The following is a 25,502-nucleotide window of genomic DNA, read 5'->3' on the forward strand; positions in this document are numbered from 1 at the left end:
GGCGACGCGGCTGCCGGTGCCGAGTCGTGCGCCGAGATCGGTTCGGCGGCGGGGGGGCAAGGGACGAACGCGGGAACGGGAACGAGAACGGGAACGGGCACGGTCGCGGACACGAACGCGAGCACGGCCGCGAGCAGGGCCGCGAGCACGGCCGCGGGCACGCGCCTGCCGCCGACGACTACTCGGCGTCGGCGACCGCCGCGCGGCGGCGCGCGGCGCTGGACGTCGAGCTGGCGCGCACCCGTCAGGAGCACGATGCGCTGTTGTTCGAGCTCGGGTTGCTCGAGGTGACGGGCCGGCACGACGAGACGTTCCGGATCGCGGTGGACGAGATCCGCGCGCAGGAGCGCCTCGTCGCGGCGGCACAGGCCAAACGGGCCGAGTTGCTCGCCTTCGTGCACGACGCGACAGCGGGCCACGCCCGCTCCCGGTATCCCGGCGACGACGACGCACTCGTGTGGGCGATGCGCGAGCGCACGAGCGAGCTCGCGGTCGCGACCGCGCAGCCCGAGGCGCGCCTCAGCTCGGAGCTCGCCGAAGCGGTCGTGTTGCACGAATCGTTCCCCGAGACGGCGAACGCGTTCCACCGCGGCAGCCTGTCGCTCGCGCACGTCCGCGCGATCACGGGCCCGGGCGCGCGCATCCCCACGCGCCGGGCACGCACCGAGTACCAGCGCACCCTGCTCGGCCCCGCTCACCACCTGACCCCCGCGCGACTCCGTGCACGTGCAGCGAGGCTCGCCGAGGAGCACCTGCCCGAGAGCATGGACGAGCGTCACGCCCACGCCGCCGGGGCCCGTGGCGTGCACGTGCGGCACGAGCACGACGGCATGAGCCGCCTGGAGGCCGACCTCCCCACGGTGCTCGCCGCCGCGATCCACAACCGCCTCACCGCGCAGGCCCGCGCGCTCACCGGCCCGGACGAATCCCGCACCCTCCACCAGCTCCGCGCCGACGTGTTCAGCGAGCTGCTCCTCACGAGCGACCTCACCGGCACCGGCTCGCCCCACGCCGCTGCCTCGGGCATCTCGGCCCGCATCGCGATCACCGTCCCGGTGCTGTCCCTGCTCGACCACACCACCACCCCGGCACTGCTCGACGGCCTCACGCCCGTCCCGCTCAAGCAGGCTCGCGCGCTCACGGCACACGCACCGTCCTGGCTGCGCGTGCTGACGGATCCCATCACCGGCACGACGCGCGAGGTCGACACCCGACACCCGACGGCGGCGCAGCGCGCGCTGCTGCACGCACGCGACCACCACTGCCGCTTCCCCGGCTGCACCCGCCCGGCACCCCGCTGCGACATCGACCACACCGTCGCCGTCGTCGACGGGGGAGCGACCCACATCGACAACATGGAACACCTCTGCAGGCCCCACCACACGCTCAAACACCACACGCGCTGGCGCGTCCGCCAGCACCCCGGCGGTCACCTCGACTGGACCAGCCCCACGGGCCACACCTACACCGACGACCCAAGGCCCACCACCACGCACATCAGGCGAACGAACGCCGGAAGCGACGAACCACCCCCGGCGTCGCCGCGCGGGCCGCGGTCCGGCGAGGCAGCCGTGGCCACGCAGACGCTCCGCACCATCGAACGGGTAGCGGATCCCGGCCGCGGCGTGGAACGAGAGCGCGAACGCATGCAACCGCGGGGATACGTTCCGGAGCTCGGATCGCCCCCGGGGCACGCATTCGGTGTGCGGCCGCGGCCGGTGCTCGATCCGGCTGATCTCGGTGACGCTCGCGGCAGCACCGGGGCAGCTCTGCGTGACGGCGCACAGGGGAGCCGGGCGCGACGGGCCGGACCTCGATTCGAGCCGAGCGACGATCCTCCGCCGTTCTGATCGTCCGCTCCGGTTGTCAGTCGGGAATCGTCCGCAGCGCGGTGAGACGACCCGATCGACGAGAGGGGGCCGCGATGGTCACATCGATCGACCACGGTTCGCTCGTGGCGGACGGCACCGTCGTGACCCACGCGGCGGGGCCGGATGCACGTGGAGCGAGGCCTGAGGTCGTCCCCCGAACGGACTCGAGCCAGCTTATACCGGAGATTTTCAGCTTCGGCAAGCATCGGGGGTGGACAGGCGCGTCACGAGCGCATACAGTGGTTCCTTGCGCTTCGTCTCCCCATGCCTTCATATTGCGGTCGGCACGGTGGTCGCTCCTCGGTGTTCCGGACTCCCCGCCTGATGCAGGCGACGGGGCTCGTCGATCCCTCCGAGTGCCCGCCGGCTGGAGCCGTGGCGGATTCCTCACCGACGACACTACTGGCACCCGGTTCTTCGCCGGGTCCGCGGAGGTAATTTCCTTGGCTGCTGCGCGCAACGCATCTCCTACGCCCAAGACCGGTCGGAACGCACACCGACTCTCGTTCGCCAAGATCAGCGACACCCTCGAGGTCCCAGACCTCCTCGCCCTCCAGACCGAGTCCTTCGACTGGCTGGTCGGCAACGATGCCTGGAAGGCACGCCTCGCCGAGGCGGAGGCCGCCGGGCGCACCGACGTCGCGACCCAGTCCGGACTCGAGGAGATCTTCGAGGAGATCTCCCCGATCGAGGACCTCGGGGAGACGATGCAGCTCAGCTTCACGCACCCGTACCTCGAGCCGGAGAAGTACTCGATCGACGAGTGCAAGGAGCGCGGCAAGACGTACTCGGCCCCCCTCTACGTCGAGGCCGAGTTCATGAACCACCAGACGCTCGAGATCAAGACGCAGACGGTCTTCATGGGCGACTTCCCGCTCATGACCGACAAGGGCACGTTTATCATCAACGGCACCGAGCGCGTCGTCGTGTCGCAGCTCGTCCGTTCGCCCGGCGTCTACTTCGAGCGCACGCCCGAGAAGACGAGCGACAAGGACGTGTACTCGGCTCGCGTCATCCCCTCGCGCGGTGCCTGGCTCGAGTTCGAGATCGACAAGCGCGACCAGGTCGCCGTCCGCATCGACCGCAAGCGCAAGCAGTCCGTCACGGTCTTCCTCAAGGCCCTCGGCCTCTCGCAGGAGGAGATCCAGGAGGAGTTCGCCGGCTACGAGTCGATCGCGCTCACCCTCGAGAAGGACGACATCCGCACCAAGGAAGACGCCCTCAAGGACATCTACCGCAAGCTGCGCCCGGGCGAGCAGGTCGCGACGGAGTCGGCCCGCGCCCTCCTCGACAACCTGTACTTCAACGCGAAGCGCTACGACCTCGCGAAGGTCGGCCGCTACAAGATCGACCGCAAGCTCGGCCTCGACACGCCCATCGGCGAGTCGACGCTGTCCGTGCAGGACATCGTCGCGACCATCAAGTACCTCGTCGCGCTGCACGCGAACCAGGAGACGCTGCCCGGCGTCCGCGACGGCAAGGAGATCGAGGTCCGCCTCGACGTCGACGACATCGACCACTTCGGCAACCGTCGTATCCGCGCCGTCGGCGAGCTCATCCAGAACCAGGTCCGCACTGGCCTGTCGCGCATGGAGCGCGTCGTGCGCGAGCGCATGACGACGCAGGACATCGAGGCGATCACCCCGCAGACCCTGATCAACGTGCGTCCCGTCGTGGCCGCGATCAAGGAGTTCTTCGGCACCTCGCAGCTGTCGCAGTTCATGGACCAGAACAACCCGCTCGCGGGTCTCACGCACAAGCGCCGCCTCTCGGCCCTCGGGCCCGGCGGTCTGTCTCGTGAGCGCGCGGGCGTCGAGGTCCGCGACGTCCACCCCTCGCACTACGGCCGCATGTGCCCGATCGAGACGCCGGAAGGCCCGAACATCGGCCTCATCGGCTCGCTCGCGACGTTCGCGCGCATCAACGCGTTCGGCTTCATCGAGACCCCCTACCGTCGCGTCGTCGACGGCAGGGTCTCGAACGAGACGATCGACTACCTCACCGCCTCCGAGGAGGACGACCACGTCGTCGCACAGGCCAACGCGCCGCTGAACGCCGACGGTTCGTTCGCCGAGGCCGACGTCCTCGTCCGCCGCAAGGGTGGCGAGGTCGAGCTCGTCCCCGCCGACGAGGTCAACTACATGGACGTCTCGCCGCGCCAGATGGTGTCGGTCGCGACGTCGCTCATCCCGTTCCTCGAGCACGACGACGCGAACCGCGCCCTCATGGGTGCGAACATGCAGCGTCAGGCGGTGCCGCTGCTGCGCAGCGAGTCGCCGCTCATCGGTACGGGTATGGAGGGCTACGCCGCGATCGACGCGGGCGACGTCATCACCGCACGCGGTGCGGGCGTCATCGAGTCGGTCTCGGCCGACCAGGTCACCGTGCAGCTCGACGAGGGCGGCACCGACTCGTACTTCCTCCGCAAGTTCGACCGCTCGAACCACGGCACGTGCTACAACCACCGCGTCGTCGTGAACGCGGGCGACCGCATCGAGGTCGGCGAGGTCATCGCCGACGGTCCGTCGACCGAAGAGGGCGAGCTCGCGCTCGGCAAGAACCTGCTCGTCGGGTTCATGCCGTGGGAGGGCCACAACTTCGAGGACGCGATCATCCTCAGCCAGAACCTCGTCAAGAACGACACGCTCTCCTCGATCCACATCGAGGAGTACGAGGTCGACGCCCGCGACACGAAGCTCGGCAAGGAGGAGATCACGCGCGACCTGCCCAACGTCTCCGTCGAGCTCCTCAAGGACCTCGACGAGCGCGGCATCATCCGCATCGGTGCCGAGGTCCAGCCCGGCGACATCCTCGTCGGCAAGGTCACGCCGAAGGGCGAGACCGAGCTGAGCGCCGAGGAGCGCCTGCTCCGTGCGATCTTCAACGAGAAGAGCCGCGAGGTGCGCGACACGTCGCTCAAGGTGCCCCACGGTGAGGCCGGCACGGTCATCGCCGTCAAGGTGTTCGACGCGGAGGAGGGCGACGACGAGCTCGGCTCGGGCGTCAACCAGCGCGTCGTCGTGTTCATCGCGCAGAAGCGCAAGATCACCGAGGGCGACAAGCTCGCGGGCCGCCACGGCAACAAGGGCGTCATCGCGAAGATCCTGCCCGAGGAGGACATGCCCTTCCTCGCCGACGGCACGCCGCTCGACATCATCCTCAACCCGCTCGGTATCCCGAAGCGCATGAACTTCGGTCAGGTGCTCGAGACGCACCTCGGCTGGGTCGCGAAGCAGGGCTGGTCCGTCGAGGGCACGCCCGAGTGGGCCGACGAGCTTGCCGAGGACGCGCGCGACGTGGCACCCGGCACGAAGCTCGCGACGCCCGTGTTCGACGGTGCGACCGAGGACGAGATCGCGGGCCTGCTCGAGTCGACGACGCTCACGCGCGACGGCGACCGCCTCATCGGCGCGAGCGGCAAGGCGCAGCTGTTCGACGGACGTTCCGGCGAGCCGTACCCGGACCCGATCTCCGTCGGGTACATGTACATCCTCAAGCTGCACCACCTCGTCGACGACAAGATCCACGCGCGCTCGACGGGTCCGTACTCGATGATCACGCAGCAGCCCCTCGGTGGAAAGGCGCAGTTCGGTGGACAGCGCTTCGGTGAGATGGAGGTGTGGGCCCTCGAGGCCTACGGCGCCGCCTACACGCTGCAGGAGCTGCTCACGATCAAGTCCGACGACATCGTCGGTCGCGTCAAGGCGTACGAGTCCATCGTCAAGGGCGAGAACATCCAGGAGCCCGGCATCCCCGAGTCCTTCAAGGTGCTCATGAAGGAGATGCAGTCGCTCTGCCTGAACGTCGAGGTCCTCTCGGCCGACGGTTCGGCCGTCAGCCTCAAGGACACCGACGACGACGCCTACCGGGCAGCGGAAGAGCTCGGCATCAACATCTCCGCCCGCTTCGAGTCCTCGTCGGTCGACGAGATCTGAATCGGTCAGCACAGGACGACGAAGCTTTCCAACGAGGAGAATTAAGAATTGCTGGACGCAACAACGTTTGATCAGCTGCAGATCGGGCTCGCGACGGCCGACGACATCCGCCGGTGGTCGTACGGCGAGGTCAAGAAGCCCGAGACCATCAACTACCGCACCCTGAAGCCCGAGAAGGACGGTCTGTTCGGCGAGCAGATCTTCGGCCCCTCGCGCGACTGGGAGTGCGCGTGCGGGAAGTACAAGCGCGTGCGCTTCAAGGGCATCGTGTGCGAGCGCTGCGGCGTCGAGGTCACGAAGTCCTCGGTGCGCCGCGAGCGCATGGGCCACATCGAGCTCGCCGCGCCCGTCACGCACATCTGGTACTTCAAGGGCGTGCCCTCGCGCCTCGGGTACCTGCTCGACATGGCGCCGAAGGACCTCGAGAAGGTCATCTACTTCGCGGCCTACATGGTCATCGACGTCGACGAGGAGGGCCGCCGCGACGACCTCCCCGGTCTCGAGCAGGAGGTCCGCCTCGAGATCAAGACCATGAACGACCAGAAGGACGCGGCGATCGCGGGACGCATGAAGCGTCTCGAGGACGAGCTCGCGGCCCTCGAGGCCGAGGGCGCCAAGTCCGACCAGAAGCGCAAGGTCAAGGACGCCGGCGAGAAGGAGATGGGACAGCTCCGCAAGGGCTTCGAGGAGGACATCGCCCGCCTCGAGCGCGTGTGGGAGTCGTTCAAGAACCTCAAGGTCGGCGAGCTCAAGCCCGAGGACACCGACTTCCACGAGCTGCTCGACCGCTACGGCGACTACTTCGAGGCGTACATGGGCGCCGAGGCGATCCAGAAGCGCCTCCAGTCCTTCGACCTCGAGGCCGAGGGTGAGCTCCTGCGCCAGCAGATCGCCGAGGGCAAGGGTCAGAAGAAGATCCGCGCCATCAAGCGGCTCAAGGTCGTGAGCTCCTTCCTGCAGACGGGCAACAGCCCGGCCGCGATGGTGCTCGACGTCGTCCCCGTGATCCCGCCGGAGCTGCGCCCCATGGTGCAGCTCGACGGTGGCCGCTTCGCGACGAGCGACCTCAACGACCTGTACCGACGCGTGATCAACCGCAACAACCGCCTCCGTCGACTCCTCGACCTCGGCGCGCCGGAGATCATCGTCAACAACGAGAAGCGCATGCTGCAGGAGGCCGTCGACGCGCTGTTCGACAACGGCCGCCGCGGTCGCCCTGTCACGGGCACCGGCAACCGTGCGCTCAAGTCGCTGAGCGACATGCTCAAGGGCAAGCAGGGCCGGTTCCGTCAGAACCTGCTCGGCAAGCGCGTCGACTACTCGGGCCGTTCGGTCATCATCGTCGGTCCGCAGCTGCGCATGCACCAGTGCGGTCTGCCGAAGCAGATGGCGCTCGAGCTGTTCAAGCCGTACGTCATCAAGCGCCTCATCGACCTCGGTCACGCCTCGAACATCAAGGCGGCGAAGCGTTCGGTGGAGCGTGCGAAGCCCGAGGTGTGGGACGTCCTCGAAGAGGTCATCCGCGAACGCCCCGTGCTGCTCAACCGCGCCCCGACGCTGCACCGTCTCGGGATCCAGGCGTTCGAGCCCCTGCTCGTCGAGGGCAAGGCGATCCAGCTGCACCCGCTCGTGTGCGCGGCGTTCAACGCCGACTTCGACGGTGACCAGATGGCCGTGCACCTGCCGCTCTCGGTCGAGGCACAGGCCGAGGCGCGCGTGCTCATGCTCGCGTCGAACAACATCCTCAAGCCGTCGGACGGTCGCCCCGTGACCCTGCCCTCGCAGGACATGGTCGCCGGGCTCTACCACCTGACGACGCGTCGTGACGACGTCGAGGGTGCGGGTCGCGCGTTCGGCTCGGTCGCCGAGGCGATCATGGCGATGGACGAGGGCACGCTGCACCTCAACGCGCCCGTCCGGATCCGCCTGCGCGACATCACGTTCGCGCCGGGCGAGGGCCCCGCGAACCTCGAGCCCGGTGAGACCGCGCTCGTGGAGACGACCCTCGGGCGCGCCCTGTTCAACGAGCTGCTGCCCCTCGACTACCCGTACGCCGAGGACACGATGACGAAGGGCCGCCTGTCGGGCGTCGTCAACTTCCTCGCCGAGCGGTACTCGAAGGACGAGGTCTCCTCGACCCTCGACCGCATCAAGGACGCCGGCTTCTACTGGGCCACGCGTTCGGGTATCTCGATCGCGCTGAGCGACATCGTCACCCCCGACTCGAAGGCGAAGATCGTCGCCGAGACGGAGGCCGAGGTCGCCGACATCCGCGCCGAGTGGCAGTCCGGTCTGCTCACCGAGCAGGAGTACCGCGCCGACGTGATCCGCAAGTGGGAGGCCGCGACCAACCGCGTCGCCGACGAGATGCAGGAGGAGTTCCCCACCACGAACTCGATCCACCGCATGGTCACCGCGGGCGCGAACGGTAACTGGCTGCAGGTCCGTCAGATCGCCGGTATGCGTGGTCTCGTCGCGAACCCGAAGGGTGAGACGATCCCGCGTCCGATCGTGCACTCGTACCGTGAGGGCCTCACCGTGGCCGAGTACTTCATCTCGACCCACGGTGCCCGCAAGGGTCTCGCCGACACGGCACTCCGCACGGCCGACTCGGGCTACCTGACGCGTCGACTCGTCGACGTCTCGCAGGACGTCATCATCCGTGAAGAGGACTGCGGCACGTCGCGCGGTCTCGACCTCGTGATCGGCCGCGTGAACGCGGACGGCGAGCTCGAGCGCGACGAGAACGTCGAGAACTCCGTCTACGCGCGGAACCTCGCGGTCGACGCGGTCGCCGCCGACGGGACGGTCGTCGCGACGGCCGGCACCGACGTGGGCGACGTCGTCATCGACGAGCTCATCGCGGCGGGTGTGAACGAGGTCAAGGTCCGCTCGGTGCTCACGTGCGAGTCCGCGGTCGGTGTGTGCGCCATGTGCTACGGCCGCTCACTCGCCTCGGGCAAGCTCGTCGACATCGGCGAGGCCGTCGGCATCATCGCGGCCCAGTCGATCGGTGAGCCCGGAACGCAGCTCACGATGCGTACCTTCCACTCGGGTGGTGTGTCCTCGGCCGGCGACATCACGCAGGGTCTTCCCCGCGTGCAGGAGCTGTTCGAGGCGCGTACCCCGAAGGGTGCGTCGCCGCTCGCCGAGGCCGACGGGGTCATCGAGATCCAGGAGACCGAGAAGTCGCGCAAGGTGATCCTCACGCCCGACAACGGCGACGAGCAGTTCATCTACCCGGTGCTCAAGCGTGCCGACCTCCTCGTCGAGGACGGCCAGCACGTGAAGATCGGGCAGGCGCTCCACGAGGGTCCGGTGGACCCGAAGGACGTGCTGCGCGTGCGCGGTGCCCGCGAGGTGCAGAAGTACCTCGTCGGTGGCGTGCAGGGCGTGTACCGCTCGCAGGGTGTGCCGATCCACGACAAGCACATCGAGGTCATCGTCCGTCAGATGCTCCGCAAGATCACGGTCATCGACCACGGTCAGACGGACATGCTGCCGGGTGAGCTCGCCGACCGCATGCACTTCGCCCAGGTGAACCGTGCCGCGGTCACCGAGGGCAAGCAGCCCGCGTCGGGCCGCCAGGAGGTCATGGGCATCACGAAGGCCTCGCTCGCGACCGAGTCGTGGCTGAGCGCCGCCTCCTTCCAGGAGACGACGCGCGTGCTCACGCAGGCGGCGATGGAGGGCAAGAAGGACCCGCTCGTCGGGCTCAAGGAGAACGTCATCATCGGTCGCCTCATCACGGCCGGTACCGGACTCCCGAAGTACCGCGAGATGGCCGTCGAGCCGACCGAGGAAGCCCGCGCCGAGCGGTACCCGTTCGGCGCCACGACGGGGAGCGAGTTCGACGAGAACGACCTCACGTTCGTCGACTTCGACGCCTTCTCGAGCGACGACTTCCAGGGCGGCACCTACCAGTAGGGAGCCGGTCCTCGTCACCGCACGAACCACGAACGCCCCGGGCCCCGGCCCGGGGCGTTCGCCGTTCACCCGGACGGCGAACGGTTTCGTCCCGCGGGCGGCCTGTCTCGACGTGTCGGCGCGAACTGCGAATACCCTGATCGCATGACGGACACCCCCACCGACCGGCGCGAGCCCTTCGACGACGGCCCCTCGGGCCGCGCCGGTGGATCGAACGAGCGGCTCGATGCCGCGGTCGCGCGCAGTCGCTCGATCGGCCGCACGGGCGGCCTCGGCGACACGCTCGAGCTCGGCGACGTGCAGGCCGAGTATGGGCGCATCGCCGCCGGCACCGACGACAGCCACGGGGTCGAGCCGGCAGCCGAGGGTGCGACGCCGTCACGGCCCATCCTGTCGCGGCGCGTCCCGTCGGGCCGCGGCACGCGCGCCACCGACGCAGCCGAGCGGGACGACGCCGCAGGCGTGAGGGACGATGAGGCGCTGCGGGACGGCGACGCAGCCGTGTGGGCCGATGACGCCGAGCGGGACGCGGGGGAGGACGCGGCGTCAGGTCAGCTCACCGACGCGTCGGCTGCCGGGACGGACGAGAACGACACGGCCGCCGTGGGTGTCGACGGGCACGCGGACGAGCGCGAGGAGCGCGAGCCGACGGCCGTCGTCGCGCGTTCCAGCATGCTGACCCCGATCGAGGTCGAAGCCGAGTCCACGAACCGGACCGCACCCGTCCCGACCGTCGACGCCCCCGTGGCGTCGTCCTCCGGAGACACCGAGGCGGACGCCGACGCCGACGCCGAGGTGGACGCCGACGTCGATGCGGACGCCGACGCCGAGGCCGACAGCGACGCCGATGGAGCGGACGGGGGAGCGGCCACGGACGTGCCCGCCCGGCGTACCGCGCGGACGATCGAGGTCGACCGCACCGAGGGGCGTGCGCGATCGGCACGGAAGCGCGCGACCCGCGGCGATCGCACGCGCGAGCAGACGCGCGCCGACGACAGCGCCGAGACCCCCGTCGTGCCCGACGTCGTCGAGGACGAGGAGTCGGGGGTGGGGACGGAGGTCGCGCTACGGGACGAGGCGCCCGAGATGCCCGAGCACGACGGTGCGGCCGAGGCGGACCGCCGGACGTTCGCACCGCTCGCGCTCTCGGAGGAGGCCATCGAGCTCCCCACGCTGCCCGCCGAGCCGCTCCCGCGCGGCAATCGCGCCTTCGGGTTCATCATGGCGCTGTTCGGGACGGGCGTGTTCGCGGCCGCCTACGTGTTCGCGTTCGCGGGCGTTCGCGCGCTCCTCACGGCACACACCGATGTGCTCGTGACCGCCGGTGACTTCATCGTCACGACCCCGTTCATCCTGCCCGTCGTCGCCTTCGGGATCCTGTTCGTCCTGTGGACGCTCGTCGCCGGTCGGGCCGGCTGGGGCTGGTACGTCCTCGGCGGGCTCGTCGCCGCTGTCGTCGCGTTCGTCGCCTACCACGTGGGCGTGGCCATGCAGCTCACGCTCAACGCGGGAGGCTTCGTGCCGGCCGACCCGTTCGCGTCCCTCGTCGACCCCACGCACCTGCCCGGCTCGCTCGTGGCCGCGATCGTCGCCCGCGAGGCCTTCACGTGGGTCGGCGCACTCGTCGGACTGCGTGGACGCCGCGTCACGGCGACCAACGCACGCGAGCGCGCCGCGTACGAGCGCACGCTCGCCGAGGTGGACCGCGAGGAACGCGCGGCGCGCGAGACGGCATCGGCGCCGGTCACCGTGACGGGGCCCGTGGCGGTCGCGACCGTGGACGATGCGGCCGTCGCCGGGGACGTCGTGCCCGACGAGCACGCGGTCGACGAGCAGGCGGTCGACGAGCACGGGGTCGACGAGCACACGCCCAGCGGCGACGAGCAGACCGAGAACGCCGATGTCGACGCGGGCGACGCAGTGACCGCCGACGTTGCGGCCGACGACGGGGCGACCGAGGACGCCGCGACGGACGGCGACGCCACGAGCGACGCCGCCACGAGCGACGACGAGTCGACAACGGACGCCGCGGCGGAGGACGATGCCGCGAGCGACGCCGACGCGAGCGACGCCGACGAGAGCGACGCCGCGAGCGACGCCGACGCGACCGCACCGATCGACCACACCACGACCGAGTCCGACGACGAGGAGCGACCCCGCGCATGACCGAGCACGAGACCTCCGGCGTCGCCGCGTATCCCTCGGCGCACTATCCCGAGCTGCCCGCCGTCTCGATCGACGCGCCCGCCGGGTGGCAGCCCATCGTCTTCCCCGGCGCCCTCGTCGGGATCCGCCATGTCGTCGATGACGGGGGCTTCAATGCCAACGTCCTCGTCACCCACGAGCGCTGGCCCGGCGAGATCCCGGCCGCGGACGCGCTCGGCCGCCTCCGCGCGCAGCTCGTCGCCGCGGGCGCGACCGAGACCTATGCCGATCTCGAACCCGCGGGCGCTCCGGGCGCCTATCTCGAGGCCGACCAGCAGGAGGCGAGCCTCGGCGACCTCCGCGTCCGGTACCGGCTCGTCGTCGTGTCGCACGACGGACTCACCGAACTCGTCACGGCCGTCGGAACGGCGACCGCGACGCAGTCGGCGAACCTCGGTTCGTCGCTCGGGGACATCGTCCGCAGCCTCACCGTGACGGCACGTTCCTGATCGTGCGGGGATCGACCGTGGCGAGCGTTCGCACGGGGGTCCTCGTCGCGATCCTCACGGGCGCGCTCGTGTTCGCGGGCTGGGGCATGACGAGCCTCGCGATCGATCGCGACGTCGTCCCCGAGGAGGGCACCGCGACCCTCGTCGGCCCGGCGATGCTCGTCGCGACGATGGTCGTCGCCGGCATCGGGGCCGCCCGTGAGTCGGCGCGTGCCCGCGCGACCCGCCACGTCTCGTGGGCGGGGTCAGCGGGCTGGGCGGTCGTCGCGTGGTTCGCGTTCTCGCTCACCGCGCTCGCGGGCGCCACGCTCGGCGGCCTGCCGGTCGAGGCGGGGACACCGGTCGGCTTCGCTCTGCGGCATGCGACGGACGCGTTCGCGCTCGTCGTCGTGCTCGCGGTGTTCGGCTGCGTCGCGGGGGCCGCCGTGCTCGCTCGCAGCGGAACCGACACGTCGGATCGAACATGACGCAGCTTGACCGATTTTCCACCAGCGGTTAGGATTTTCTGGTGCGCGCGCTCGGTCGCGCCCAATTCCGAGCGGTCTCACGCCGCCCGGAATGAGGGCCACGGCGTAGCCGCAGTGACGAAGCGAAGTCGACCCGATCCGGTCGCCACCGCTTCACCAACCAGCGATACCAGTTGTTTGTACCGCCGGTGGGTCCGAATGAGACGAGTCACGTCTCCGGTGCGAGAGCCCTCGCGCCAGTATCCAAGCGAGCAGTGCAAAACCAACAAGGAGAACTACCCGTGCCAACCATTCAGCAGTTGGTCCGCAAGGGACGTCGCCCCAAGGCGACGACGTCGAAGACGCCCGCCCTGAAGTCCAACCCGCAGCAGCGCGGCGTGTGCACCCGTGTCTACACGACGACCCCGAAGAAGCCGAACTCGGCGCTCCGCAAGGTCGCCCGCGTGAAGCTGTCGAACGGCACCGAGGTCACCGCCTACATCCCCGGTGAGGGCCACAACCTGCAGGAGCACTCGATGGTGCTCGTCCGTGGTGGTCGTGTGAAGGACCTCCCCGGTGTCCGCTACAAGATCGTCCGCGGCGCGCTCGACACGCAGGCCGTGAAGAACCGCAAGCAGGCTCGCAGCCGGTACGGCGCGAAGATGGAGAAGAAGTAATGCCCCGCAAGGGTCCCGCCCCGAAGCGTCCCGTCGTCGCCGACCCGGTCTACGGCGCGCCCGTCGTCTCGCAGCTCGTCAACAAGATCCTCGTCGACGGCAAGAAGGGCCTCGCCGAGCGCATCGTCTACGGCGCGCTCGAGAACGTCGCCAACAAGTCCGGCCAGGACGCCGTCGTCACGCTCAAGAAGGCGCTCGACAACGTCCGCCCGACGCTCGAGGTGCGTTCGCGCCGCGTCGGCGGCTCGACCTACCAGGTCCCCGTCGAGGTCAAGCCGCACCGCGCGAACACGCTCGCGCTGCGCTGGCTCACGGACTACGCCAAGGCACGTCGCGAGAAGTCGATGACCGAGCGTCTCACCAACGAGATCCTCGACGCGTCGAACGGTCTCGGTGCCGCGGTCAAGCGCCGCGAGGACACCCACAAGATGGCCGAGTCGAACCGCGCCTTCGCCCACTACCGCTGGTAGTCGGACCCCACTACTCCTCTTCTCTCCACCCCTTATCTCTCGGAGGAACATCCGTGGCACAGGACGTGCTTACCGACCTGAACAAGGTCCGCAACATCGGCATCATGGCCCACATCGATGCCGGCAAGACCACGACGACCGAGCGCATCCTGTTCTACACCGGCGTCAACCACAAGCTCGGTGAGACCCACGACGGTGCCTCCACGACGGACTGGATGGAGCAGGAGCAGGAGCGTGGCATCACGATCACCTCCGCGGCCGTCACCTGCTTCTGGAACAAGAACCAGATCAACATCATCGACACGCCCGGGCACGTCGACTTCACGGTCGAGGTGGAGCGTTCGCTCCGCGTCCTCGACGGTGCGGTCGCCGTGTTCGACGGCAAGGAGGGCGTCGAGCCCCAGTCGGAGACGGTCTGGCGTCAGGCCGACAAGTACGACGTGCCGCGCATCTGCTTCGTCAACAAGATGGACAAGCTCGGTGCGGACTTCTACTTCACGGTCGACACGATCGTGAACCGCCTCGGCGCGAAGCCGCTCGTGATCCAGCTGCCCATCGGGGCGGAGAACGACTTCATCGGCGTCATCGACCTCGTCGAGATGAACGCCAAGGTGTGGCCGGCCGACGCCAAGGGTGACACGACCCTCGGTGCCTCGTACGAGACGCAGGAGATCCCGGAGGACCTCCAGGAGCGCGCCGCGGAGTACCGCGAGAAGCTCCTCGAGGCCGTCGCCGAGACCGACGACGCGCTGCTCGAGAAGTACTTCGGTGGCGAGGAGCTCACGATCGACGAGATCAAGGGCGCCATCCGCAAGCTCACCGTGAACAGCGAGATGTACCCCGTGCTGTGCGGCTCGGCGTTCAAGAACCGTGGCGTGCAGCCCATGCTCGACGCGGTCGTGGACTACCTCCCGAGCCCGCTCGACGTGGCGGCCGTCGAGGGCACCGACCCGCGCGACGAGGAGAAGATCCTCACGCGCAAGCCCTCGGCCGACGAGCCCTTCTCGGCGCTCGCGTTCAAGATCGCCGTGCACCCCTTCTTCGGGCGACTGATCTACATCCGCGTGTACTCGGGCAAGGCCGAGTCGGGCGCGCAGATCATCAACTCGACCAAGGGCAAGAAGGAGCGCATCGGGAAGATCTTCCAGATGCACGCCAACAAGGAGATGCCGGTCGACTCGATCACCGCCGGGCACATCTACGCCGTCATCGGTCTGAAGGACACGACGACCGGTGACACGCTCTGCGACCCGAACAACCAGATCGTCCTCGAGTCGATGACCTTCCCCGAGCCGGTCATCAACGTGGCCATCGAGCCCAAGACGAAGGCCGACCAGGAGAAGCTGGGCGTCGCGATCCAGAAGCTGGCCGAGGAGGACCCGACGTTCCGCGTCGAGCTCGACCAGGAGACCGGCCAGACCGTCATCGGCGGCATGGGCGAGCTCCACCTCGACGTCCTCGTCGACCGCATGAAGCGTGAGTTCAAGGTCGAGGCGAACGTGGGCAAGCCCCAGGTCGCCTACCGCGAGACGATCCGCAAGACGCTCGACAAGTGGGACTACACCCACAAGAAGCAGACCGGTGGATCGGGTCAGTTCGCCAAGGTGCAGATCCGCCTCGAGCCGCTCGAGGTCGAGGGCGACGTCACGTACGAGTTCGTGAACGGCGTCACCGGTGGTCGCGTGCCGCGCGAGTACATCCCCTCGGTCGACGCGGGCATCAAGGACGCCATGCAGGTCGGCGTGCTCGCCGGCTTCCCCATGGTGGGCGTCAAGGCGACGCTGCTCGACGGTCAGTACCACGACGTCGACTCCTCGGAGATGGCGTTCAAGATCGCGGGTTCGATGGCCTTCAAGGAGGCCGCTCCCAAGGCCGGCCCCGTCATCCTCGAACCGCTCATGTCGGTCGAGGTGCGCACGCCCGAGGAGTACATGGGCGACGTGATCGGCGACCTGAACTCGCGTCGCGGTCAGGTGCAGTCGATGGAGGACGCCTCGGGCGTCAAGGTCATCCGTGCACTCGTCCCGCTGTCGGAGATGTTCGGCTACATCGGTGACCTGCGGTCGAAGACCTCGGGTCGCGCCGTCTACTCGATGACCTTCGAGACCTACGCCGAGGTTCCCAAGGCGGTCCAGGAAGAGATCATCCAGAAGAGCAAGGGCGAATAGCCCCGGCCCCGCTCGGGAAGCGCGTGCAGCTTCCCGGGCGGTAGCATGAACAACTGCACGAAAAAACCCCAACGTCCTGAGGAGGACCATAGTGGCTAAGGCCAAGTTCGAGCGGACCAAGCCGCACGTCAACATCGGAACGATCGGTCACGTCGACCACGGCAAGACCACGCTGACCGCAGCGATCTCGAAGGTGCTCGCCGACAAGTACCCGTCGGCCACCAACGTGCAGCGCGACTTCGCGACGATCGACTCCGCTCCTGAGGAGCGTCAGCGCGGTATCACGATCAACATCTCGCACGTCGAGTACGAGACCCCGAAGCGCCACTACGCGCACGTCGACGCCCCCGGTCACGCCGACTACATCAAGAACATGATCACGGGTGCGGCCCAGATGGACGGGGCGATCCTCGTCGTCGCCGCGACCGACGGTCCCATGGCCCAGACGCGTGAGCACGTCCTCCTCGCGAAGCAGGTCGGCGTGCCGTACCTGGTCGTGGCACTCAACAAGGCCGACATGGTCGACGACGAGGAGATCCTCGAGCTCGTCGAGCTGGAGGTGCGCGAGCTCCTCTCCGGCCAGGACTACCCCGGTGACGACGCACCCGTCGTCCGCGTCTCGGGCCTCAAGGCGCTCGAGGGCGACGAGAAGTGGGTCCAGTCGGTCCTCGACCTCATGGAGGCCGTCGACGAGAACGTCCCGGACCCGATCCGCGACAAGGACAAGCCGTTCCTCATGCCCATCGAGGACGTCTTCACGATCACCGGTCGTGGCACGGTCGTCACGGGTCGCGCCGAGCGCGGCACGCTGAAGATCAACTCGGACGTCGAGATCGTCGGCATCCGCCCGACGCAGAAGACGACCGTCACGGGTATCGAGATGTTCCACAAGCAGCTCGACGAGGCCTGGGCCGGCGAGAACTGTGGTCTGCTGCTCCGCGGCACGAAGCGCGAGGACGTCGAGCGCGGTCAGGTCGTCGTCGCTCCCGGTTCGGTCACGCCGCACACGGAGTTCGAGGGCACGGCGTACATCCTGTCGAAGGACGAGGGTGGCCGTCACAACCCCTTCTACACGAACTACCGCCCGCAGTTCTACTTCCGCACGACGGACGTCACCGGCGTCATCACGCTGCCCGAGGGCACCGAGATGGTCATGCCCGGCGACACGACGGACATGAAGGTCGACCTCATCCAGCCGATCGCCATGGAAGAGGGCCTCGGCTTCGCGATCCGTGAGGGTGGCCGCACGGTCGGCGCCGGTACGGTGACGAAGATCATCAAGTAGTCTTCGCGTCCACGACGACGGGGGTCTGGCTCTGCCAGGCCCCCGTTTTCGTGTTCCCGGACGGCGTGACCGCCCCCGTCGCGGAGCCTTCCGAGGCGACGCACCGACCCACGCGGACGCTCGGGACGGGAAGAGACGGTTCCCGTGCGCCGAGGCACACCGTAGACTGTTGCAGTTATGCGTCCCGTGGGGGGAGTGCATCGCGTCGGGCGGACCGACCGGCGCGAGACCGTCGATCGGGGGTTCCTGTGCGTGTTGGTGTCGTGAGCGTCGAGAGCTCGCGGAGTGCCCCACCGAAGCGGGCGCCCGAGCGGCCGTCGCGATACCGGGCGGACCTGCAGGGCCTGCGCGCGCTCGCCTCGCTCCTCGTCGTCACGTACCACACCTGGGTTGGCACCGTCTCCGGCGGCGTCGACATCTTCTTCGTCGTGACCGGCATGCTCATCACGACGACGCTCCTGGGCGGTCTCGAACGGACGGGACGCGTCGACGTCCGCGGGTTCGTCGGACGCCTCGCCGGGCGGCTGCTGCCGCTCGCGGGCATCGTCCTCGCGCTCGTGTCGATCGGGGTGCTCGTCGCCTGGCCCGTCTTCCGTTGGGAGGGCACGTTCCAGCAGGTGTTCGCGTCCGCGACCTACTGGGAGAACTGGCTGCTCGCGGACCTGTCGACCGACTACCTCGCGCAGGGCGCAGACAAGTCACCCGTCCAGCACTTCTGGGCCATGTCCGTGCAGGGGCAGTTCTACCTCATCTGGGCCGGGCTGTTCGTGCTCGTCGCACTGCTGGCGCGAACGTTCTCGGGTCGGAGTCCGCGTCGCATCGCCTTCGCCGTCGTCGGGGCCGTCACCCTCGCGTCCTCCTGCTGGGCGGTCTACGGCATCATCACCGACCCCGTCTTCACGTACTTCGACACGTTCGCGCGACTCTGGGAGTTCGGCCTCGGGGCACTCGTCGCGATCGTGGCCGATCGGCTCGCGCTCCCGCGTGCCGTTCGGGTCGGTCTCGGTGTCGCCGGTCTCGCGCTCATCCTCTCGGCGGGACTCCTGCCCGCCGCCTGGCACTACCCGGGGCTCGTCGCGCTCTGGCCCGCCGGTGGTGCCGTCGCCCTCCTGCTGAGCCATCGCGCCGGTGACGACCGGCCCGGCCCGGTGACGCGCCTGCTCGCGTGGCGCCCCCTCTCGACGCTCGGCAACTACTCGTACGGCCTCTACCTGTTCGGTTGGCCCGTGCTCGTCGCCTACCACACGCTCTTCCCCGGCACCGCCGAGGTCGGGCCGGTCGCGGGCACGGTCGTCATCGTCGTCTCGCTCGTCCTCGCGGTCGTCACGATCCGTGGGCTGAAGCTCTTCGAGGCGCTGTTCGCGCGCCACCGACCGCCCGCGCTGCGGACGGTCTCCCCGTTCGCGGGTCTCGTCCCGCTGATCGCCATCGCGAGCCTTCTCGCGCCCATGACGACGACGCCCGCCCCCACTGAGCAGCGCCAGGTGTCGGCCGCCGCGGACGACGTCGACCAGCCGTCGCCGATCGTCGAGTACGACAACGTCGAGCAATTGCAGACGGACATCCGCTCGGCGCTCGCATCGGAGCAGCTTCCCGACGAACTCGACCCCGGCTTCGGCGACGCATCGCGCGTACCCGAGTGGATCGACGACGAGTGCGCCACCGTCGATGCCTCGAACGTCGACCGGTGCCGGTACTCCGACGGCGACGGGGCGCAGGGCGAGATCGTGGTGATCGGCGATTCGCAGGCCGTCAGCTGGATGCCGGGGCTGCGGGCAGCGGTCGACGGTCGCGCGTCGATCCAGCTCCTCACGCGAGAGATGTGCCCGGTCTCGACCGTGCCCGTCTCGTCCGCCTGGCAGGGGATCGACGCGCAGCAGGCGTGCCTCGAGCACAACGAATGGACGATGAACGAGATCCGTGAGCGTCAACCACTGCTCGTCGTCATGAGCTTCGGGGTGTGGCGTTCGGCACGCGTGCAGGACGTCGACGACGCGGCGGCGGGCATCGACGAGCTCGTCGCGGGAACGCGGCCGTACCTCGCGGAGTTGCAGGCGCTCGGGCAGCCCACGGTCTGGCTGGATTCGCCCCCGCCGGGTGTCCCGCGGGACGAGTGCGCGCTCGCGCGAACAGCCGAACAGTACGACGAGTCGTGCATCCGCTCGGTCGACCAGGAGGGGGTCTGGCGTATCCAGGGGCTCGCGGGGGCGGCCGCCGAGTACGGGATCCCGTTCGAGAGCACCACGTCGTGGTTCTGTGACACGCAGAGCGGCTTCTGTCCCGCGTACGTCCGCGACATCGCGGTGCAGGCCGACGGCAGCCACCTCACGTGGGGCATGTCGAGGGCGCTCGCGCCCATGATCGACTCGGCGCTCGAGCTCGAACTCGTGCTCACCCCCTGACCCGGCCGTCCGTCACGCGAGGCAACGGACGACGACCGACGCACGGAACGTTCAGACTCGTCCGGAAAGATCTCCTCCGGTCGCGATCGCGATCGTTCCACACGACCGACGGAGCATCCATGGGACTTCTCGACGACGCAGGTAAATTCCTCAACAGCGACCAGGGCGAGCAGCTCAGCGACCAGGCCATCCAGGCCGGGTCCGACGCCGCCAACAAGGCGACCGGCGACAAGTACGCGGAGCAGATCGGTCAGGCCGGCCAGTTCGCCGACGACCACGTCGGCAACGAGGGCTCGCAGGGCAACCAGGGCGCCTAGCCCACACGCTCGCGACACCGCCACGGACGCCCCGGACCATCGGTCCGGGGCGTTCTCGCATGCCGGGCGTGTCGCCCGGCACGGCGCGCGACACGCCCGGGTTGCACGAACTTCGGGACCCGGTCTAAACTCGGGTGTTCAGTATTTCGGGTCGGCACGCGAGTGTCACGTGCCCGGATCACTGCCAGTTCGTGTGTGACCGCCCGAGACTCCCACGGAGTCGAGCGCGCAGGTCCCGCCGCTGGCAGCAGAGCGCAGCTCCGGTCGCACCGGGATCCCCATCCCGCGCACCGTACCCTCCGACGCTCACGCACGCGTGCGGCGGCGGGGGATTTGACAGAAGAACAGTGGTGCGAACACCAGGACCCGCGGCAACCCCTCGGGTATGCACACGAGGCCGCCGCGGCGGCGAGTGACAGAGAGAGAGCAGGCTATGGCGGGACAGAAGATCCGCATTCGACTCAAGTCGTACGACCACGAGGTCATCGACAACTCGGCACGCAAGATCGTCGACACGGTGACCCGTGCCGGCGCCTCGGTCATCGGCCCGGTGCCGCTCCCCACGGAGAAGGACGTGGTCTGCGTGATCCGTTCTCCCCACAAGTACAAGGACAGCCGTGAGCACTTCGAGATGCGCACGCACAAGCGACTGATCGACATCGTCGACCCGACGCCGAAGGCGGTCGACTCGCTCATGCGCCTCGACCTCCCGGCCGACGTCAACATCGAGATCAAGCTCTAGAGGAACACATGTCTACCGCTACCAAGGCATACAAGGGCCTGCTGGGCACCAAGCTCGGCATGACCCAGGTCTGGGACGACGCAGGCAAGCTCGTCCCGGTCACCGTCATCCAGGTGCCGACCAACGTCGTCACCCAGGTGCTGACCGAGGACGCCCAGGGCTACAGCGCGATCCAGATCGCCGCAGGCGCCATCGACCCCCGCAAGGTGAACGCACCCGCCGCCGGCCAGTTCAAGAAGGCCGACGTCACCCCGCGCCGTCACCTCACCGAGATCCGCACCCCCGACGCCGACACCTACACGGTCGGCCAGGAGCTCGACGCCACGGTCTTCGAGGCCGGCGCCAAGATCGACGTCGTCGGGACGTCGAAGGGCAAGGGCTTCGCCGGTGTCATGAAGCGCCACAACTTCAAGGGCGTCTCGGCATCGCACGGTGCACACAAGAACCACCGCAAGCCCGGTTCGATCGGTGCCTCCGCCACCCCGAGCCGCGTCTTCAAGGGCACGCGCATGGCCGGCCGTATGGGCGGCGACCGCGTGACCGTCCAGAACCTCACCGTCCACGCCGTGGACGCCGAGCGCGGGCTGCTGCTCGTCAAGGGCGCCGTTCCCGGCGCCAAGGGACGACTCGTGTTCGTCCGCAACGCAGTGAAGGGGGCCTAGCCACATGGCTGACACCACCATCGACGTCCTCGACGCCGCCGGCAAGAAGTCCGGCACCGTCGAGCTGCCCGGCGCCGTCTTCGACGCCACGACGAACGTTCCGCTCCTGCACCAGGTCGTCACGGCCCAGCTCGCCGCCGCCCGCCAGGGAACGCACAAGGCGAAGAACCGCGGCGAGGTCTCCGGTTCGGGTCGCAAGCCGTTCAAGCAGAAGGGCACCGGCCGCGCCCGTCAGGGTTCGGTCCGTATGCCGCAGCACACCGGCGGTGGCGTCGTCCACGGCCCCGTGCCGCGCGACTACGCCCAGCGCACCCCCAAGAAGATGATCGCGGCGGCGCTGCTCGGCGCCATCAGCGACCGCGCCCGCGGCGGCCACGTGCACGTCGTCTCCTCGCTCGTCGAGGGCGACGCCCCGTCGACCAAGCAGGCCGCGGCAGCGATCGCGCAGTTCAGCGACGGACGCAACGTGCTCGTCGTCATCGACCGCTCCGACGAGCTCTCGCTCAAGTCGGTGCGCAACATCCCCGCGCTCCACGTCATCTTCGCGGACCAGCTCAACGCGTACGACGTGCTCGTCGCTGCGGACATCGTCTTCACGAAGCAGGCCTTCGACGCCTTCGTCGAGAGCAAGACGGCCTCGGTCGCTCCCGCCGCCGCGGCTGGTCCTGCCGCCGCTGCGTCGGCCGCCGCGCCCGTCGAGGCAGACGCCGATCACACCGACGGCGCAGCCCCGCTCGCGGACGGTTCCGCGCCCGTGGGATTCGACATCAAGGGCAACAAGGACTCGATGCTCTTCCACCGGCCCTCGAGCCGCTGGTACGAGAGCACGGTCGCCGAGGTGTGGTTCCGCACCGCAGAGGACGCCGAGGCCGCAGGCTTCACCGAGGCCGGCGCGAACAAGGAAGGTAAGTGATGAGCGCCAACAACAAGGCACCGCACGACGTGATCATCGCTCCCGTCGTCTCGGAGAAGAGCTACAGCCTCATCGACCAGGGCAAGTACACGTTCATCGTGGACCCGTCCTCGAACAAGATCGAGATCCGCCAGGCGATCGAGAAGATCTTCGACGTCGAGGTCGCCTCGGTCAACACGCTCAACCGCAAGGGTAAGACGCGCCGCACGCGCTTCGGCACCGGCAAGCGCAAGGACACCAAGCGCGCCATCGTGACGCTGAAGTCCGGCTCGATCGACATCTTCTCGAACGCCGGCTAATCGGAACACAGAGGACGAACCACACATGGCTATTCGCAACTACAAGCCCACGACCCCCGGTCGTCGCGGCGCCTCGGTTTCCGAGTTCACCGAGATCACCCGGTCGACGCCCGAGAAGTCGCTGCTCCGCCCCCTCTCGAAGTCGGGCGGCCGCAACAACCAGGGCCGCATCACGACCCGCCACATCGGTGGCGGCCACAAGCGCCAGTACCGCGTCATCGACTTCCGTCGGAACGACAAGGACGGCGTGAACGCCAAGGTCGCGCACATCGAGTACGACCCGAACCGCACGGCCCGCATCGCGCTCCTGCACTTCGTCGACGGCACCAAGCGCTACATCCTGGCGCCGAACCGCCTCAAGCAGGGCGACATCATCGAGCAGGGCCCGAACGCCGACATCAAGCCCGGCAACAACCTGCCGCTGCGCAACATCCCCACCGGTACGGTCGTGCACGCGATCGAGCTCAAGCCCGGCGGCGGCGCCAAGCTCGCCCGCTCGGCGGGCGCCTCGGTGCGACTCGTCGCGAAGGACGGCCCCTACGCGCAGCTCCGTCTGCCGTCGGGCGAGGTCCGCAACGTCGATGTCCGCTGCCGCGCCACGATCGGCGAGGTCGGCAACGCCGAGCAGTCGAACATCAACCTCGGAAAGGCCGGTCGCAAGCGCTGGCTGGGCGTGCGCCCGACGGTCCGCGGTGTCGTCATGAACCCCGTCGACCACCCGCACGGTGGTGGTGAGGGTCGCACCTCCGGTGGACGCCACCCCGTCAGCCCGTGGGGTCAGCCCGAGGGCCGGACGCGGAAGCCGAACAAGGAGAGCGACAAGCTCATCGTCCGCCGCCGCCCGACCGGCAAGAAGAAGCGCTAGTAGGAGAAGAAGATGCCTCGCAGCCTCAAGAAGGGCCCCTTCATCGACGAGCACCTCCTGCAGAAGGTGCTCCGTCAGAACGAAGCCGGTTCGAAGAACGTCATCAAGACCTGGTCGCGTCGTTCGATGATCGTGCCCGACATGCTCGGACACACCATCGCGGTGCACGACGGTCGCAAGCACATCCCCGTCTTCGTGACGGAGACGATGGTTGGCCACAAGCTGGGCGAGTTCGCGCCCACCCGCACCTTCCGCGGACACGAGAAGGACGACAAGAAGGGTCGTCGCCGCTGACGCGGCGACGTCGAAGGAGGTAGAGAATGGTGGAGTCGATCGCACGTGTGCGACACATCCGCGTCACCCCTCAGAAGGCTCGCCGCGTCGTCGACCTGATCCGCGGCAAGCAGGCACTCGAGGCACTGGCGATCCTGAAGTTCGCCCCGCAGGGCGCATCGGAGCCCGTGTACAAGGTCGTGGCCTCGGCCATCGCCAACGCACGGGTGAAGGCCGACAAGGAGAGCGCGTTCCTCGACGAGCGCGACCTCTACGTGTCGCGCGCATTCGTCGACGAGGGAGCCACGCTCAAGCGGTTCCAGCCGCGCGCGCAGGGCCGGGCCTTCCGCATCAACAAGCGGACGAGCCACATCACGGTCGTGCTCGCCACGCCCGAGACCGACGAGACGGCGGAGGACAACTAATGGGCCAGAAGATCAACCCGTACGGCTTCCGCCTCGGCATCACCACCGACCACGTGTCGCGCTGGTACGCCGACTCGACGAAGCCCGGCCAGCGGTACGCGGACTACGTGAACGAGGACATCCGCATCCGTCAGCACCTCGCGAAGACCCTCGACCGTGCGGGCGTCGCCCGCATCGAGATCGAGCGCACCCGCGACCGCGTCCGCGTGGACATCCACACGGCGCGCCCCGGCATCGTGATCGGCCGCCGCGGCGCCGAGGCCGAGCGCATCCGCGCCGACCTCGAGAAGCTCACCGGCAAGCAGATCCAGCTCAATATCCTCGAGGTCAAGAACCCCGAGGCCGAGGCCCAGCTCGTCGCGCAGGGTATCGCCGAGCAGCTCACCGCTCGCGTGGCGTTCCGTCGCGCGATGCGCAAGGGCCTGCAGGGTGCGCAGCGCGCCGGCGCCAAGGGCGTCCGGATCCAGGTGTCGGGTCGTCTCGGCGGCGCCGAGATGAGCCGCTCGGAGTTCTACCGCGAGGGCCGCGTGCCCCTGCACACGCTCCGCGCCAACATCGACTACGGCTTCTACGAGGCCAAGACCACCTACGGCCGCATCGGTGTCAAGGTCTGGATCTACAAGGGCGACCTCACCAACAAGGAACTCGCCCGCGAGCAGGCCAACATGAAGCCGTCGCGCGGCGACCGCAACGACCGCAGCCGCCGTCCGCGTCGTGACGCGCAGCCGGCGACCGCAGGAGCAGAGGCCTAGACATGCTGATTCCCCGTCGAGTCAAGTTCCGCAAGCAGCACCGCCCCTCCCGTACCGGTCAGGCGACCGGTGGGACGACGGTCTCGTTCGGCGAGTACGGCATCCAGGCCCTCACGCCGGCGTACGTGACCAACCGCCAGATCGAGGCGGCTCGTATCGCCATGACGCGCCACATCAAGCGTGGCGGCAAGGTCTGGATCAACATCTACCCGGACCGTCCGCTGACCAAGAAGCCCGCCGAGACCCGCATGGGTTCCGGTAAGGGTTCGCCCGAGTGGTGGGTCGCGAACGTCAAGCCGGGCCGCGTCCTCTTCGAGGTCGCCGGCGTCGACGAAGCGCTCGCCCGCGAGGCGCTCACGCGCGCTATCCACAAGCTGCCCCTCAAGGCACGCATCATCTCCCGTGAGGAAGGCGAGTAA

General features: G+C 68.7%; 21 protein-coding genes. All 21 read left to right on the plus strand.

Annotated elements, in window-relative coordinates; genetic code table 11:
* Positions 1 to 26 precede the first annotated feature (26 nt).
* The 21 genes from HNR16_RS01210 to rplP all read left to right on the plus strand — a co-directional run bounded on the left by HNR16_RS01210 (position 27) and on the right by rplP (position 25,502).
* Positions 27 to 1,850, plus strand: a complete 1,824-nt coding sequence (locus tag HNR16_RS01210; protein WP_158039196.1) for an HNH endonuclease signature motif containing protein — start codon at positions 27 to 29, stop codon at positions 1,848 to 1,850.
* A gap of 464 nt (positions 1,851 to 2,314) precedes the next feature.
* A complete protein-coding gene (gene rpoB / locus HNR16_RS01215) occupies positions 2,315 to 5,806 on the plus strand; it encodes a DNA-directed RNA polymerase subunit beta (RefSeq protein ID WP_158039197.1) in 3,492 nt (1,163 codons plus the stop codon).
* 48 nt (positions 5,807 to 5,854) lie between these two features.
* Positions 5,855 to 9,733 carry a DNA-directed RNA polymerase subunit beta' gene (gene rpoC / locus HNR16_RS01220; protein WP_158039198.1) on the plus strand — a complete coding sequence of 1,293 codons (3,879 nt, stop codon included), beginning with the start codon at positions 5,855 to 5,857 and terminating at the stop codon, positions 9,731 to 9,733.
* Positions 9,734 to 9,877: 144 nt separating this feature from the next.
* Complete coding sequence (locus HNR16_RS01225) at positions 9,878 to 11,899, plus strand: hypothetical protein (protein WP_158039199.1); 2,022 nt, start codon at positions 9,878 to 9,880, stop codon at positions 11,897 to 11,899.
* Positions 11,896 to 12,387, plus strand: coding sequence for a hypothetical protein (locus HNR16_RS01230; protein WP_158039200.1), 492 nt, complete (start codon positions 11,896 to 11,898; stop codon positions 12,385 to 12,387). Before HNR16_RS01225 ends, HNR16_RS01230 begins: the two co-directional genes overlap by 4 nt.
* A 17-nt stretch (positions 12,388 to 12,404) precedes the next feature.
* Complete coding sequence (locus tag HNR16_RS01235) at positions 12,405 to 12,854, plus strand: hypothetical protein (protein ID WP_158039201.1); 450 nt, start codon at positions 12,405 to 12,407, stop codon at positions 12,852 to 12,854.
* Positions 12,855 to 13,135: 281 nt separating this feature from the next.
* Entirely contained in the window at positions 13,136 to 13,510 is a 375-nt protein-coding gene (rpsL, locus tag HNR16_RS01240) for a 30S ribosomal protein S12 (protein ID WP_158039202.1), read from the plus strand.
* Complete coding sequence (gene rpsG / locus HNR16_RS01245) at positions 13,510 to 13,980, plus strand: 30S ribosomal protein S7 (protein WP_158039203.1); 471 nt, start codon at positions 13,510 to 13,512, stop codon at positions 13,978 to 13,980. The genes rpsL and rpsG overlap by 1 nt, the downstream gene beginning before the upstream one ends.
* Positions 13,981 to 14,033: 53 nt before the next feature.
* On the plus strand, positions 14,034 to 16,148 hold the full coding sequence (fusA, locus tag HNR16_RS01250; protein WP_158039204.1) for an elongation factor G: 2,115 nt from the start codon (positions 14,034 to 14,036) through the stop codon (positions 16,146 to 16,148).
* Positions 16,149 to 16,239: 91 nt separating this feature from the next.
* Positions 16,240 to 17,433, plus strand: a complete 1,194-nt coding sequence (tuf, locus tag HNR16_RS01255) for an elongation factor Tu (protein ID WP_158039205.1) — start codon at positions 16,240 to 16,242, stop codon at positions 17,431 to 17,433.
* Between the two features lie 263 nt (positions 17,434 to 17,696).
* Positions 17,697 to 19,835: an acyltransferase family protein gene (locus HNR16_RS01260; RefSeq protein WP_179558042.1), complete on the plus strand. Its 2,139-nt coding sequence runs from the start codon at positions 17,697 to 17,699 to the stop codon at positions 19,833 to 19,835.
* Between the two features lie 119 nt (positions 19,836 to 19,954).
* Positions 19,955 to 20,152: an antitoxin gene (locus HNR16_RS01265; protein ID WP_158039207.1), complete on the plus strand. Its 198-nt coding sequence runs from the start codon at positions 19,955 to 19,957 to the stop codon at positions 20,150 to 20,152.
* A gap of 433 nt (positions 20,153 to 20,585) precedes the next feature.
* Positions 20,586 to 20,894 (plus strand): 30S ribosomal protein S10, encoded by a 309-nt coding sequence (gene rpsJ / locus HNR16_RS01270; RefSeq protein ID WP_158039208.1) that lies wholly within the window; start codon positions 20,586 to 20,588, stop codon positions 20,892 to 20,894.
* A gap of 8 nt (positions 20,895 to 20,902) precedes the next feature.
* Positions 20,903 to 21,556, plus strand: coding sequence for a 50S ribosomal protein L3 (gene rplC / locus HNR16_RS01275; RefSeq protein ID WP_158039209.1), 654 nt, complete (start codon positions 20,903 to 20,905; stop codon positions 21,554 to 21,556).
* A gap of 4 nt (positions 21,557 to 21,560) precedes the next feature.
* On the plus strand, positions 21,561 to 22,469 hold the full coding sequence (rplD, locus tag HNR16_RS01280; protein WP_158039210.1) for a 50S ribosomal protein L4, sunset domain variant: 909 nt from the start codon (positions 21,561 to 21,563) through the stop codon (positions 22,467 to 22,469).
* Positions 22,469 to 22,768 (plus strand): 50S ribosomal protein L23, encoded by a 300-nt coding sequence (gene rplW, locus HNR16_RS01285; RefSeq protein ID WP_158039211.1) that lies wholly within the window; start codon positions 22,469 to 22,471, stop codon positions 22,766 to 22,768. The genes rplD and rplW overlap by 1 nt, the downstream gene beginning before the upstream one ends.
* Before the next feature lie 25 nt (positions 22,769 to 22,793).
* Positions 22,794 to 23,633 (plus strand): 50S ribosomal protein L2, encoded by an 840-nt coding sequence (gene rplB / locus HNR16_RS01290; protein ID WP_158039212.1) that lies wholly within the window; start codon positions 22,794 to 22,796, stop codon positions 23,631 to 23,633.
* A 12-nt stretch (positions 23,634 to 23,645) separates the two neighbouring features.
* Entirely contained in the window at positions 23,646 to 23,927 is a 282-nt protein-coding gene (gene rpsS / locus HNR16_RS01295) for a 30S ribosomal protein S19 (RefSeq protein ID WP_158039213.1), read from the plus strand.
* A gap of 26 nt (positions 23,928 to 23,953) precedes the next feature.
* Positions 23,954 to 24,331 carry a 50S ribosomal protein L22 gene (gene rplV, locus HNR16_RS01300; protein ID WP_158039214.1) on the plus strand — a complete coding sequence of 126 codons (378 nt, stop codon included), beginning with the start codon at positions 23,954 to 23,956 and terminating at the stop codon, positions 24,329 to 24,331.
* On the plus strand, positions 24,331 to 25,083 hold the full coding sequence (gene rpsC, locus HNR16_RS01305; RefSeq protein ID WP_158039215.1) for a 30S ribosomal protein S3: 753 nt from the start codon (positions 24,331 to 24,333) through the stop codon (positions 25,081 to 25,083). The genes rplV and rpsC overlap by 1 nt, the downstream gene beginning before the upstream one ends.
* 2 nt (positions 25,084 to 25,085) lie before the next feature.
* Positions 25,086 to 25,502 (plus strand): 50S ribosomal protein L16, encoded by a 417-nt coding sequence (gene rplP / locus HNR16_RS01310; RefSeq protein ID WP_158039216.1) that lies wholly within the window; start codon positions 25,086 to 25,088, stop codon positions 25,500 to 25,502.

Origin of the sequence: Pseudoclavibacter chungangensis, assembly GCF_013410545.1 — a bacterium.
GTDB classification, from domain to species: Bacteria; Actinomycetota; Actinomycetes; order Actinomycetales; family Microbacteriaceae; genus Pseudoclavibacter; species Pseudoclavibacter chungangensis.